General features: G+C 35.8%; 11 protein-coding genes and 1 tRNA gene. 1 reads left to right on the forward strand and 11 read right to left on the reverse strand.

The features are described from left to right. Positions 1-2: 2 nt before the first annotated feature. The 11 genes from ACZ5V8_RS09680 to ACZ5V8_RS09730 form a co-directional block, all read right to left on the reverse strand. On the reverse strand, positions 3-887 hold the full coding sequence (locus tag ACZ5V8_RS09680) for a hypothetical protein (protein WP_464217624.1): 885 nt from the start codon (positions 885-887) through the stop codon (positions 3-5). 225 nt (positions 888-1,112) lie between these two features. After that, a complete protein-coding gene (locus ACZ5V8_RS09685; protein ID WP_440651899.1) occupies positions 1,113-2,372 on the reverse strand; it encodes a hypothetical protein in 1,260 nt (419 codons plus the stop codon). Positions 2,373-2,432: 60 nt separating this feature from the next. Further along, complete coding sequence (locus ACZ5V8_RS09690; protein WP_440617674.1) at positions 2,433-3,038, reverse strand: hypothetical protein; 606 nt, start codon at positions 3,036-3,038, stop codon at positions 2,433-2,435. Positions 3,039-3,214: 176 nt separating this feature from the next. Then, a complete protein-coding gene (gene iglH / locus ACZ5V8_RS09695) occupies positions 3,215-4,609 on the reverse strand; it encodes a type VI secretion system baseplate subunit TssF/IglH (protein WP_464217625.1) in 1,395 nt (464 codons plus the stop codon). A 14-nt stretch (positions 4,610-4,623) separates the two neighbouring features. Continuing rightward, a complete protein-coding gene (locus ACZ5V8_RS09700) occupies positions 4,624-5,283 on the reverse strand; it encodes a DotU family type IV/VI secretion system protein (RefSeq protein WP_440617672.1) in 660 nt (219 codons plus the stop codon). A gap of 12 nt (positions 5,284-5,295) precedes the next feature. Continuing rightward, positions 5,296-5,733: a hypothetical protein gene (locus tag ACZ5V8_RS09705; RefSeq protein ID WP_464217626.1), complete on the reverse strand. Its 438-nt coding sequence runs from the start codon at positions 5,731-5,733 to the stop codon at positions 5,296-5,298. An 18-nt stretch (positions 5,734-5,751) separates the two neighbouring features. Next, complete coding sequence (locus ACZ5V8_RS09710) at positions 5,752-6,558, reverse strand: hypothetical protein (protein WP_464217627.1); 807 nt, start codon at positions 6,556-6,558, stop codon at positions 5,752-5,754. A gap of 13 nt (positions 6,559-6,571) precedes the next feature. Continuing rightward, positions 6,572-9,973 carry a hypothetical protein gene (locus tag ACZ5V8_RS09715; RefSeq protein ID WP_464217628.1) on the reverse strand — a complete coding sequence of 1,134 codons (3,402 nt, stop codon included), beginning with the start codon at positions 9,971-9,973 and terminating at the stop codon, positions 6,572-6,574. A gap of 22 nt (positions 9,974-9,995) precedes the next feature. Then, positions 9,996-10,784: a helix-turn-helix transcriptional regulator gene (locus tag ACZ5V8_RS09720; RefSeq protein ID WP_440617668.1), complete on the reverse strand. Its 789-nt coding sequence runs from the start codon at positions 10,782-10,784 to the stop codon at positions 9,996-9,998. Between the two features lie 141 nt (positions 10,785-10,925). Then, positions 10,926-12,146, reverse strand: a complete 1,221-nt coding sequence (locus ACZ5V8_RS09725) for a hypothetical protein (RefSeq protein ID WP_464217629.1) — start codon at positions 12,144-12,146, stop codon at positions 10,926-10,928. Between the two features lie 311 nt (positions 12,147-12,457). Beyond that, positions 12,458-12,613 (reverse strand): hypothetical protein, encoded by a 156-nt coding sequence (locus tag ACZ5V8_RS09730; protein WP_440617666.1) that lies wholly within the window; start codon positions 12,611-12,613, stop codon positions 12,458-12,460. Between the two features lie 445 nt (positions 12,614-13,058). Between ACZ5V8_RS09730 and ACZ5V8_RS09735 the strand changes: the two genes are divergently transcribed. Beyond that, a tRNA-Asn gene (locus ACZ5V8_RS09735) sits at positions 13,059-13,134 on the forward strand. Positions 13,135-13,436 lie beyond the last annotated feature (302 nt).

Here is a 13,436-nt window from a genome sequence, read left to right on the forward strand (position 1 = left end):
TTTTAAGCCAAATATAATGGATAATGCCTTAAAATATCACAGTTAAACACAAATACTATACGGTCTCCTATATGTGGTAATCCTTGTGTCAAGCCAATCTCACGCAGCATGTCATGTGGATGATAACCAATCTCTGGATATTCTTTGAAAATACCATCCTCAAGTGCTTGATGATAATGCTCTTGATACTTTCTGCATTTAAGTATCATTGGCAAAGGAGTGCCTTTGTTATATCTAAGCTCAACCCATTCTTTAAATAGCCCTGGTAACTCTGGATCTCGCACATCTTCAGGTGCTAAGAACTGTATGAGCGCATCGTGAGTAATCGATTCTCTATCTTGAGTCAACGTACGCCTGTCATCAGCCAATCTAAATCCTTCAGCGTTAACACTACGCCAACGAATTAACATTCCATCATTAGAATAGAAATAATATGAACCAATACCTTGAGCTCTCTCTGTTTTAAATATCATGCGCCATGATTGATTTAAAGGCTTTAAGCTTCTCAACTTATCTCTGATCTCTCTCAAGTATTGAATTGTTTGCTGGCGATAATCTGGATCTACAAGATGGGCTAGGCTAGCTCTATCATCTCTAACGATTTGTTCAACAATCGATCCATGCTGAGGTTGATCATTACGCCTTCTTTGCATCAGTATCAACCTTTGCCCTTGATCATGCTCGCTACCAGCTGATTGCCGAGAATTCACGGCATGACTACTCTCTCTTGCTGCTACAGATGATGTAACACCAAAATCGACACTGCGAGAAGTATTATCTCTATGCTCACTTAGATTTCTAATATATTGCAAGCTTGACATGTTAGCAGCAGGCGCCTGACAAATGCTCCTATCAACCTGCGCTGTATTACATCGTAGGCTTCTCATATACTGCAAGCTTGACATCTGTGGCTGAGTTGCCTCAGGTTCTCTTTTTTGATGTTGAGGACAGAGTTCTCCATACATGATTTCCACACCACAAATTAAACATCGTTTCAATTTCACGCTCCTTTTCAATAAAGTCACTAATAAACTGCAACCGTATCAAATCTTGCAACAGATGATAAAATTACACATACAGCATTGATAGATTAGTTGTATTTCTTTTGAAGATTAAACCATCTGACTTTTAACACTTAGGCAATGTTTTCGGCAAATGTTATAAATTCTGTGTTGTCCCAGTAACTTTGATGCTTTAGAAATATTCTCTAAAGCACTGATTAATACATCTTTAAAATCACCATCGTATTCATGATATTTAGATATTCTTTGATGGTATTTTTTATCTTTTAAAAGCAACCTTGACATCAACATATAAATTAATAAGTTAGATTCTTTTAATATTTTCGGATTCAATGGTATTTGTTTTTTACTTATTGCCTGCTCAATTAAATGACTTGCATAAACAAGTTTTCTACTAGCAAATGCTTCATTTAGCATATGTGACCGACTTTTCTCGAATAAAAGCTCAAATGCTTTCACTATTTCAATAAATACTTCATAAATATATTTAACTTCATCTTTTGTATCCTCAGTTAATTCAAGATTATACACTGATGTATATACTGATTTAAGTATGCTAAAAACGGTGTTAATTTCTCGCCAATGAGCCAAGCCATTCTGCTGTGAACCAAAACTTTTATAGTCCTCATTGTCCCTTTTTATATAAGCGTGATTGCATTGCGTGCCTTCAACTTCAGTCGTTTGTAGAATTGGGCAGTAAAGTATATGTTGTGTAACTGTCACTCCATCGTCGTCAGTTAATGAAATCACAGCACCATGACTGGCCTGATGGTCTAAAGTATATACAAACAGGCTAGACCTAACTGATCCATAAAAATCTTTTTTAGATTGCAACGTCTTACAAATTCTTTCATGAACAGAATCTGACTGCCCTGATGCTGCCGAGCATGAAATTACCTCTACGACTGTTTCTTGAACAGCTTTATTTTTGAATGTCTTATAGCAACGATAAATACTATTAGCGACTAGTTGGCAATCGATTGCCCCACCAACATCTGAATGCATTTTGCTCTCATCTGGCGCACCATGCCCTAGCACAAGTATTCTAATACGTGTATATGGATCCAGTTTTTTGCTATAGTAATAATAATTCAACCACCCCCTAAAATATTGTTCCTCATAAAATGCAAAGTTTTTAGGGTGTAAATCTACGGTAATAAAATTTTTTAGCCCTTTATAGTTTTTGCTCAAACTATTTGAAAGCATTTGATCTCTTTGATCTTCATCACAAGGTTTAAAATAACTACTTGCATACGAACAGGCCGCGTTTAAATAATAGCGACTGTTATTAAACGCCTGCTGATAAAAAGTAGGACGTATTCTTAATAAAATTGTTAATTCATTATTCATAATAGGTTCAGACTTTAAAATTAAACGATTACTACCAACTAGAATGCTTTGATAAACTTATTACCTTCTAGATCTTAGGATAAAGGGTGGAGCCGCCTTTACTCTTGGTGATAAAGCATTTTGTGCATACTCCGATATACCACAGCGTTCTTCGTAGCATCGTAATGTTCTATGCGCCAAATACACCTTATCTTCAGGCACCCAAATAAAACTAATATCCTCAATACGCAAACAGCCAATCGAGAGTGGATGTTCCCTTACTCTTCTATGCAACCTGCTAATATCAAGATTTTTAATGGCGTAAATCATAGGATAGCAATTAGCATCACCCGCATTCCTCATGTTGGCATAGTCAATGCAATTTTCTATATCTGCGATTTCGTACATACTAATACCATTGGCAATAGGTTGATTCCCATCCATATTTGCAGCTAATATTGTGTTGCCACGCTCTCCTGATCTTAACTGTCCAGGGCGACCTAACACCCTGTTGTGCATAATCTGTGACATTGTTAATATGGTTTTAAACTGAGCTAACCCAGTCAGCGCATTGCTATTAGTTCCATGAACATGAGATATATTATATAGCTCAGCCTGAGTTTCTGCCCACTCTACCGCAGGACTTGGTGTTACATCAATCGTTAACCCAAAAGGATTTCCGTTCATTTCACTCTCCTATAGTTTATAAGATTACTACTGCCGCACATCCAAGATACGCGAATATTTCAGTTAGGTGGTGTAATACACTATGAAATAAGACGTTTTAAAGGGGCGCTATATATATGATTAAGCAATTTATAAGATTTAGCGCTCCCACAAAATAGCCAAAATGGCCTCTTTCTCTATAGCTTGTTTTTAAACTGTACTAATACCTTAAACATCGCATTTAGATAGTAATTGAGCATGCTGTCCTTACAAAAATTCATCGCTTTAATATTTTCCACATCAACAATTTGATCTTCAAACTTTTGCAAATATGCTAACAAGTGTGTTAACTTTTCTTGTTGATGATGCAATGGCAAAATTTGAGTCACTAAATCTAATAAATCTTTATACAAAATATTCTTTTTATAACTTAACTTTTGAATCAATTGCATTGCATAAAAATTCAAAGCCACTGGTGCTGAGGCTTCCAAACTCATGATAGAAGTCACCTTTAATGATTCAATAGGCTTTGAAGGAATACTAACATGCTCTAAATCACCCAGCTGGCGATAACCACTATGCCATGCAGCCTTTATTTGAGCCTGCATCCCAGGCTCAAATGGGATATTATGAAACTGTATGTGCGTATATCTTTGATACATTGATTTCTCAGCAGGCACTAAAGTATAACTTGGCTCACCATAACCACAGCTACTTTGAGGATATAAACGTGTAGTTTTTGCCTCTTGAATCAAACTAACTTCAAGCTCCCGCAACAACAAATCATTTTTTTCATGGTTTAAAATAATTGGATAACTATCTTTTGAACCATCGATCTGAATTGGTAATGCGTAATCAATATGATAGTTTATCAATGGCAAATGGTTAATCTTAATCAGTGATATACCTTCTTCAACATCGAGCATTTTCCCTTTACAATCGATGACAAGCTCTATGGATTTAATTTCCTCTTCATAAAAGTCGTTATTAAACTGCAAGCGTAACCCTTGATAAAATCGTCTATCTCTTAACTGATCTTTTAAATACTCATGTGGATGCATATAGGCATAATGAAGCTTCTCAACGACTGCTCTTTTGGTTTTTTTCTCACCTTGCAATGTAAATTCTAGCAAAAAATCAGCTTCTTTAAGACCGTCAAAGTAATTACTAGCAAGTATTTCATTCTCATCAAAACACCAAATATCAATATAGTTTTGCTCAAGATAAAAAAAGCCAGCCAAGTTGTTTAGACTCAAATATAACTTGTCATTATCACTTCTGCGATTTGTGATTTCACAAGGCAAGATTTGAGTATTAAACATCGGGTGCAGTGTGCATTTTTGACCATCTTTGGTTAATGCTTCAATGCGATCACTCAACAATAGATCCACAGCACTTACTTGTGACGGTTTGAGCTTAATCTCAGTAAACAGTTTATATGGAATAGCACTTTGTAAATATGGAATTCTTGTATTAAACGACCTAAGACGTGCATTATAGATATACTGCAAAACATCTCTTTTAAGATCCTTGACATCACTCTCCAATATAGACTGAAGTTGGATAAATTTCTGTGCTAATACATCTTGCATAAAGGCTCCCTAGTTTAGAAATAGACTAACACACCGCATAACAAATACGTTAAAGCAACACATCCGCCTAAGATCAAGCCCAAGTGCTGTCTAAAGCATTGCTTGACTTTATTAGCCACACGTAAATACCTGCTTTTTGTTACCAAGGGTGTTGATAAGTTATTGCTTTCTAATAATGGCTTCTCATGCTCAAACTGCAACATTTCCTTAAGCTTATTAATATAATTAGCAATTGCATAACGCTCTGATTCCGCAGGGTATTTGCCTTTAAATCCACCTGTTAGCATGCAGTAATACAACTCATAGATAAACTTAGGATAAAATGGGTTTGCTAATACATCATCGACATATTCGTAAAACTTCACCCCGCCTTCAGTCGTTTCAAAAAGCTCCTTTTGTAAACTCGGCCAAGGATGTGCTGCATACTCATAGATCCCAGAGAGTATTTCATCTAACCATACCGCTATGCCAAAACTGGTATATTTAGCAATTTTTGCATTGTGTAGATGCTCTACTTTTTGCACTATCTGATGTAATGCATTACGAAAAAAGGCTCTTGTCTCAATCGTTTCTTCAATATCAACATTTGCCAAATTATTAACCTCCTTGCCATATGACTCTGACTTCAAAATCAACTGACTAATATCTTTCCAAATCAAAAAATCCTGTTGCATCTTCTTTGCCTCCTAAGCGCTAAAATTCGATAGACTATCTTTACCTATTGTCACTTCATACTTCTTGCCATAAGCTTCAGGAATATATTGTTTCCACTGCGTATTGCTCGCCACATTGCTATAGAACACAAAAACACCCATGCCTTGATGCTCATTTGCAGGCACCTTATACACATAATCACCATCAGCAAAGTTATCCGGTGTGAGCGTTACGGTATGTGAGCTTGATTTGCCCACCAAGCTTAATGCCTTCTCATAATCTGTATTGATAAAGCTTTGCTCGGACATGGGTGCTGCTAACACGGTCAAAATTTGACTATTATTACTATTGTTATCTAGATGCATTTTAAGTGTTAGCGTCGGTGAAGTGCTAAACATTGCACAACCACCTAATGACAACACAGCAAATGCAACAATCAATAATTTACTTTTATGTAGTATCTTTCTCATTTGTTATTATCTCCGGATTTATAGTTCCTGCTCAAAAAGCAACTGCTGTCTTGCATTTAGTTTTGTCGTAGTCGTCAACCTATTTGATAAATAGGTGCTCTCTTGATTTGTCAATAATCTCATATGTAATTGCAAAAGATAGCCATGCCAAAAACTACCATAGTGCGCGCACCATTTTGCCTGCAAAAGCTGGGTAACACGCGTGATCTCATACTCACTTAAACCTTCCTCAATATTTAAGGTGATTTGAATTTTGTTTTTTGCTTCAAAAATCACATGACCTATCTGCCCATGTTGTTCAGATAATCTAGCTTGCCCTAAAATCATCTGTTTTGGTCTTACTAAAGAATTCGCATGATTAACCTTAAGATCAAAATAATATTCAGGGAAAAGGCTTGCTATCTGGTAATGAATCTCAGCATAGGAGTTTAGTACCAAAGTATTATTTTCAGTAATGGCGTTAAACGCATCCTTTGACTCCACCATTAAGTCCAAATGCAATAACATCAATATATGTTTCAACCATTGGTTAGCATATTGCGCAAATGTTTTACTTTGCAAAAAGTCCTCTGAAAAGCCAATATCTTTGAGCTTGGACTGCGCTGCAAGCCACCCTAAATTCACACCAATGATTATTTTAGCATCAACATAATGTAAGTAAGCAATCGTGTGTGTATGAAAAGCGCTACTTTCAACACTTTCAAATTCAATATTTTGAATATCAAAACCGAGCATAAACAGCTGCTCTAGCAAATAGCTTAAACTAAACTTTGTTGCATGCTGCTGCAGATTATGTAAAGTTTTATTTGATAACACACACGCCATAGTCTGTCTTACCTTATGATAATGGGAAAATCATATTTTGCGCGCTAAATGCTACTGGTACTTTATGTCCATTCACTGGAATATACCAAGTCATCAGACCATCATTACCCGTAACTGATTGATTCACCAATTGGTACAGCGCCCAGTTACCATTATTGCTGATCGTTTGATTCGTCGAGTTGTTTAATACCACGCCAATGCTCACCTCAGCAGGTTTCCACCAATCATATTCAATGGCTTGTTGTAGCGGTTTTGCATCTATGCCAACAACAGAATTATTGTTTAATGAAAGGTAAGTCATCTTGATATAGCTGGTTGATAATTTCTTTTGGTAAAATGGTTCTGCTTGAAGCATAATTTGTAGCGGCTTTGGCTTGCCGTTACTATCCCAAAGTGCATTGCTAATATATTGCATTTGCTGCACATCTTGAAGAATGCTTGCCAAATTCAAGTCACCTGCATAAGGTACTTTTCTCATCTGCCAGATGCCATTTTTCTTGACAAAGACTTGCGCGAATTTTTGCTTAAATAAATCCCAAAACTGCCCATCTTTAGGTGACAGCAAACTAGTTAACACTTTGGGAGACATTGTTTGTGAAGCCGTTAAACGCATTGGGAAGCTATTTTCAATTGTGTTAACCATATTCGCCAACTTCTCATTCCAAACTGTATCAAAATAATGAGCGACTTGCTGCATTCCTAACGTATATACCACTGAAAATATCTGAACAAATGGCTTACGCTGCGCTACAGGCATGTGGATTTTATCAAGCTCATTGTTTGTCAAACGCATATAAGAGCTTGATGAGTCTAAATAAATCGCCAAAGCTTGATTTGCCAAGGCAGACATTCCACCATTACTGACTAAGTGACTATCTAGACCTTGATATAACAGTTGATTACGCAGTGTTGAGATAATATTGATATATCCACTCAATCCTGCATTACTGTTTTGTTTGCTTGTGTTTATCCCCAATAATAAGCTATCGAAATTCTGCAGCTGATGGTAGCTTGCAAAGCTTTGACTAATTTGCTTTATAAAGCCATATTTCAGCATACTTTTATCAAAGTTTGTATTACTATTGATTTGTGTAATTAATGCCAACAATGGCGAGCTGGGTTGCTTCATGTTATATAAAGCGACTTTTAAAGCCGCAACACTTGTTATATTATAGTCAAAGTGCGTAATCAATTGATTGTATGCTTCAATATATCGCTGCGTATACTGATCAATCGATTGATTAAAGACTTTTTGCAACTGAGTGGTATCAATATGCTCCTTACTTAGCTTAGCAATTAAGTGCTTATAGGCCTCGATATCTGGAACAACGACATTTTGTATATAATTACCCGTAAAACTTGAAGCGACCTGACCATTTGCTGACAATAATGTTGATCCTTGACTGGAAGTTGTATGTTGAGACAAAAACAAATTACCTGAGTGATGTGTATACTCGTCAATAAGCGTATTAATTTTTGCACGCACAATCATCTGCTGCCAATTGCCATAACTAAACTGATCACTACCATAAGCCTTAGGCAAATTGCTATTTTGCCCTTCTACAATAATAGTGCTTATAGCGTTTAACAGATCTGAAAAATCGCGAACCTTAGTCATCGTGAAACTCGGCTCATTGGCTAATAGTTTAATCAAGCTTAGGTAAGTCGCATTTTGTGCTTGTTCTTGCTCCTGTGAACCCAATCTATCAATAAATTGCTGCAAAAATTTTAGCTCATTATGTGATAAATGCGGCTGCATAATAGGTAGAAATTGATACAACGCTGATTTAAGAATAATTTTAGATGCAAAGCTATCATAAATCGTCCGATAAAAATGTTTGATATCCGATATTTTAATCGCACTATCCTGCAACATAATATTGATTGCCACCATAACAGATTGATAACTGTCACTATCATCCAACGGAATCGCATCGATTGATTGTCCTGTAAATTCATCTGTAGGAACTCTATCATTATATTTAATATATAAGCGAATCGTTTTTTCTGGTAGCTGACTTAAACTTGCGAAAACATTGGCATAATGCACAATAAAATCACGCTCATTCTGCTTGATTGCATGTGTAATCAATAGCAATGCAGCTAATTGAACATCGCTCGTTGATTGCTCAATCAATGGTTTTATATTACTTTGGTATATGCTATTAGCAATTTTCTGCTTGATTCCATGCATTAAAATAAACTGCGGATAAATATCTGCAATAGGCGTACTCACAATATCTTGCTGATAATCTAGCGTGATTTTTTGCATCTTGTCAGCAAAATCATTTAATGAGATTTGCTTATTTTGCACTAAATTCGCAACCGTATTGGCTGTATTATCAAAAGCCACTTGCCTGCTTTGTAATTTGGAAGCGTACAATATCATAAAGCCAATGAGTCCTGCACTTAATATACTAGCTGACAATCGAAATAATGAAATAGGCTGTCGTATCTTCTTATACGTTAATGTCAAGATATTTGGCGTGCTTTGTGCTGCTTGCGCCAAAAACAAAGCCTGAATTTTTGGTGTCAATGTGACTTGATTTTCATAGTGCAAGGTATCAACAATAACCTGCATGACTTCCAAAGATTGCCTAATACCATCCAATACCACCAACTGGTTCATAAAGATATGACTATCTTCAACATTAATCAGTCGACTCTTTAATGCCACCAGTTTATCAGCAAATACCTCCAGTAGCTGCCCTCCTTCATTTGTCTGATACATGCATATATTTTGAAGCTCCAACGATAAAGCGCTTGCTTCTTCAGTCATCTTTGTATGTGATAACTGTATACAAACTGGTAGACGACGTTTTTTAATCTTTTGCATGACATCAATTTTTGCTCTGATAAGTTGCGCTAAATTCTGCAAATCATCTCTGCTTTGTTGCAAAAGTTTATCAACATCGAAGCTAATGATAATTGTAGGGCTCTGCCCACGGAAGATCTTTTTCCATAAGCGCTTTAACAAAAGCACTTCTAATTTATCGTCCTCATCAAGACGCGCTTGACCGATTTCATAGATAAATGACTTATTATCAATAAAATAATTATCCAAACCATCTGGTTTATATTTCAAATAAAATTGACGACGAAAATGTTCAAATTGTGTGTGCTTTACCAAACTCTCTTTCTCTGCCAGATTAATATGCAAATAATACTGGCAAAGCTTCATTTTTCTTCTTAACGCAAATGGCAAATCCTGCTTAAATAGTTTAAAACTTTTAATGCCATTATTTGAGGTAAAAACACTTTTTAGGCTAAGCCAAAGCTTCTTTAACTTAACCGAATTTTGAATGAATTTTTTATACACTTTTTGAATTGCTTGCACAAGCAACCAAAAACCACCCAGACCTAAAATCAACAGGCAAATTGGATTATGCAATATACTTTTAATCGCTTCACTCATGTCTTAATGAACCTTACTTTGATTAAACATAAATAAGTTTATTGCTTGATGAATAAATACCTGAGATAAGTTTAAATAGATATACTAGCTGTAATGGCGTACTGATATTAAACTTACTTTTGATCATCTTTAGATGATTACTCACCGTATGTTTGGAAATAAACAATCGATCTGCTATTTCCTGATAACTGGCGCCATGCATATAAAGCGTTAAACATTCTGCTTCTTTTGGTGACATACGTACACCTTTGCTAGATATATATTCTTTGGGAAACAGCTTTATTTGATCACGTGAAAAATAGCTTTCAACATGTGCGGCAATGTCACTATTGGGTTCAATCTTCTCAAGATAGTTACATGCGGTTGTTGTTAATTCTTTTTTCACACAATCAATAAAGGTATTGATTTCATCAATGCCACTCATGAGTTGACTATTGCTCATATCCGTACTAAAGAAAATCGAAACCAAGATACCATTATTATAGGGTTCGACATAAGAAAAAGCATTGTTGACATTAGAAATATATTGCTGCTTCAAACTCAACAAATGCGCTAATGTTGATGATTCATTACTAAACTCAATTTTTGAGAGTTTAAATAACTCAGGTAAAAGTGCCGGTTTAGCACTGACCATATCTTTTATAAACTGCTCTTGCATTCCTAGCATTAACAATTTTCCATCACTATCGGCAAAAAACATTAGACAACTTTCTATATTTAGGGCATTTAATGCCGTAATACGCGTCTGTAAGATTTTCTTATAACGATATGAAAATTGTATGATTTTTTGTAGAGTACTTTCCTGCAACATATAACGATTACCTCATCCTGTATTAAACAATCATTGCTTATGTTCACCAACGCTCAGTTGCGCTGTGATCTGATGATTATGGTATGAAAAACTGATGAGGATTTAAACAATATAAAGATGACTAAATATTACTGATACATTTTATTCATTAAAAGGATTCATGCTAAGCGCGTCATCATATTGCGCACCCAACTCTCCAAACTTTTTATGTGAATGTGAATAGAATTTCACAAACCTTATCCCTGAAAAACTAAATACCGCTGGTGATTTATAGCCTTGAGAATCAATTAAACAACGATAATGTTGTTGATACTGTAACGCCTGATCTCTTAAATCAGTCTTATAATCCATCGTAAATTCATCTGACTGCAACTCAAATCGCAAACTCAGTACGTAAATCGCAACAGCCATACTGTTGATGATACACGGATCTCTAGTTTGCTTATTCTTTGCCATTAAGGCACGTCTTCCTAACTCGCTTAAGTCAAAATGCGTTTTATGAATACTCACTCCAGGCTGTTGATATTGTAAATAATAGTCATGATAAAATCCAAACAAACTAAGTTCCAAAAACAAATGTCTAGCGCGTGAGAATATTACTGAACATTCAATTTGATTGACATATGGTAACATCCTTGGAGTTACTGCCTGATCTTTATAAAGAGATTTCTGTGCACACACATTCTCATATGGCCATTTATGTGTAGCTTCTAACACTTTAAATCCCGCTCGACTATTTAATATGTCACTCCAATCATGCTGATGTATTTGATGCCTTTGTTGTACATCATCCAGCACCACATTAGAGTCAAAATAGAGCCCTCCATATCGATGAATCGCAATCAATCTCAAAATATTAACCGCACTAGCAACACGTCTAAAATTGCCAATACATTCTCGTTCTGCAATGCTAACGATAAGAGATCGTACACGTTGATTTAATCTACAAGGATAGTCTTTACTGCAAAACTCCTTGGCAAGGCTTGAAATAGTTTTCACCTCACAAAAGCCACCAGACATGGTATTCATTTCTGACTGTATTCGTAGGGCATTTCGTTTATCAGTCCACAACATGCCTCTGGTTTGTGTGTTGCGACATATTCTTGCAAAGCTTGTTAATCTTGTCCTAGGAATATTGCCAATATGGATAGTATGCAAAAACATGGTATGATTTTCATACTTACTAAGATAGTCTGATGAAGGTATTGATGAAAAACCTTTACCCTCGCACCGTTGGCAAATAAATTTAGCTGTATCATTGTGACAAATTACGCATTTCCCATTAGCTAGGGCTGCAGACTCTTCTATAGCATCGTCATCAGAATCATCTAAAACTGACTTAATGTTTAATCGCGGCGGCATATTATCTCCTTAGTCTTGTATTAGTAGATCTCTCTAAATAAGTCACTCGTTGTACTGTACAACTTTCGCCATGGAAGCTGTGGATTCAAAGAGCATATGACACTAGAATCTATCTCGGTTCGTGGAAAATAACTAAGTAACCTAACGCCAAGTGTCTCTGTTATTTGAATTTTGTTCAGTTGATTTATAAAAAGGATAGATGATACCTGACATCCCACTAATGGTTATTATTTCTCTGTTACCTTCATCACTGTGATAAATTATTGAATTCAGAATCATAACAATATATTTTCCTTGATACTATGAATTTACTACTCTGCAATCTGGTGTTGTTGTACAACGCTACGCAGCAGATCATTCATATCATAACGATCAGCAAACAGATAATGACTTCTCATTTGAGTGCTATAGCTAAAATATTCATGATGCGTTGTTCTAAACTCATCTTGATCATTTATTTCATTCACTAAAATCACATAAGCACGTCACAGCCTGTCATGCTCTTCAGGTTTTAGTACTGTTTGATGTCTCATCATAGACTTGCTCCAAAGCACATTTTAAAGTTACCATGAGCATATCTGAAAACTAACATATCGATATAGCCAAAATAGCTATTTTTATAGCTGGCTAACTCTTAAGAGGAAATTAAGCATTTAGCATTCATCACTTGCGCAAAGCCAAATGCAATATTTTTAATTGCCGCTAAATTTATTTCATAGTTCATTTTAGACTTCCCGGTCATTCTTTTGGCATATCATAACGCTGCTAACACCATATTGAAATCATTCTATTATCAAAGCACAACCTGCAAAATGATTGAGTTTTCACCATTTTTTAAAGATTCATTTTTTTTGAAAAAAAGCTATTGACTCACAAAGGCTTCATCTATAGAATTCACTCTCGTTAAGGCATTCCCCGATAGCTCAGTCGGTAGAGCAAGTGACTGTTAATCACTGGGTCGGCGGTTCAAGTCCGTCTCGGGGAGCCATCTCAAAGCCATATCTAGCAAGGCATTCAAGTAGTTTAAATAATAAAAGCAAAAATCCATGTTCTTTCAATAGGTAACAAAAAATATCTGCATAATCTCGCCAGATTGTACCCATTATTGAAGTTTTGGTGCTGACACCTTCTGACGGCACCATGATGATGCCCGCAATGGAAGGAACATGAAAATTCATGCAAGCGCTCACAGTATGCAGCAAAACTAATAGCGAGTTTGTGTAAATATTTTGGTTTTGCTTACACAGTCTTTTTTGACTTTTAAGCTAACTTGTTTATTTTGGTACCGAC

The organism is Cysteiniphilum sp. GTC20157, assembly GCF_055396795.1.

Excerpts from the sequence above, each read along its gene's own strand:
- ACZ5V8_RS09680 (WP_464217624.1), bottom strand. The coding sequence starts at position 887 with ATGAGAAGCCTACGATGTAATACAGCGCAGGTTGATAGGAGCATTTGT.
- ACZ5V8_RS09685 (WP_440651899.1), bottom strand. The coding sequence starts at position 2,372 with ATGAATAATGAATTAACAATTTTATTAAGAATACGTCCTACTTTTTAT.
- ACZ5V8_RS09690 (WP_440617674.1), bottom strand. The coding sequence starts at position 3,038 with ATGAACGGAAATCCTTTTGGGTTAACGATTGATGTAACACCAAGTCCT.
- iglH (WP_464217625.1), bottom strand. The coding sequence starts at position 4,609 with ATGCAAGATGTATTAGCACAGAAATTTATCCAACTTCAGTCTATATTG.
- ACZ5V8_RS09700 (WP_440617672.1), bottom strand. The coding sequence starts at position 5,283 with ATGCAACAGGATTTTTTGATTTGGAAAGATATTAGTCAGTTGATTTTG.
- ACZ5V8_RS09705 (WP_464217626.1), bottom strand. The coding sequence starts at position 5,733 with ATGAGAAAGATACTACATAAAAGTAAATTATTGATTGTTGCATTTGCT.
- ACZ5V8_RS09710 (WP_464217627.1), bottom strand. The coding sequence starts at position 6,558 with ATGGCGTGTGTGTTATCAAATAAAACTTTACATAATCTGCAGCAGCAT.
- ACZ5V8_RS09715 (WP_464217628.1), bottom strand. The coding sequence starts at position 9,973 with ATGAGTGAAGCGATTAAAAGTATATTGCATAATCCAATTTGCCTGTTG.
- ACZ5V8_RS09720 (WP_440617668.1), bottom strand. The coding sequence starts at position 10,784 with ATGTTGCAGGAAAGTACTCTACAAAAAATCATACAATTTTCATATCGT.
- ACZ5V8_RS09725 (WP_464217629.1), bottom strand. The coding sequence starts at position 12,146 with ATGCCGCCGCGATTAAACATTAAGTCAGTTTTAGATGATTCTGATGAC.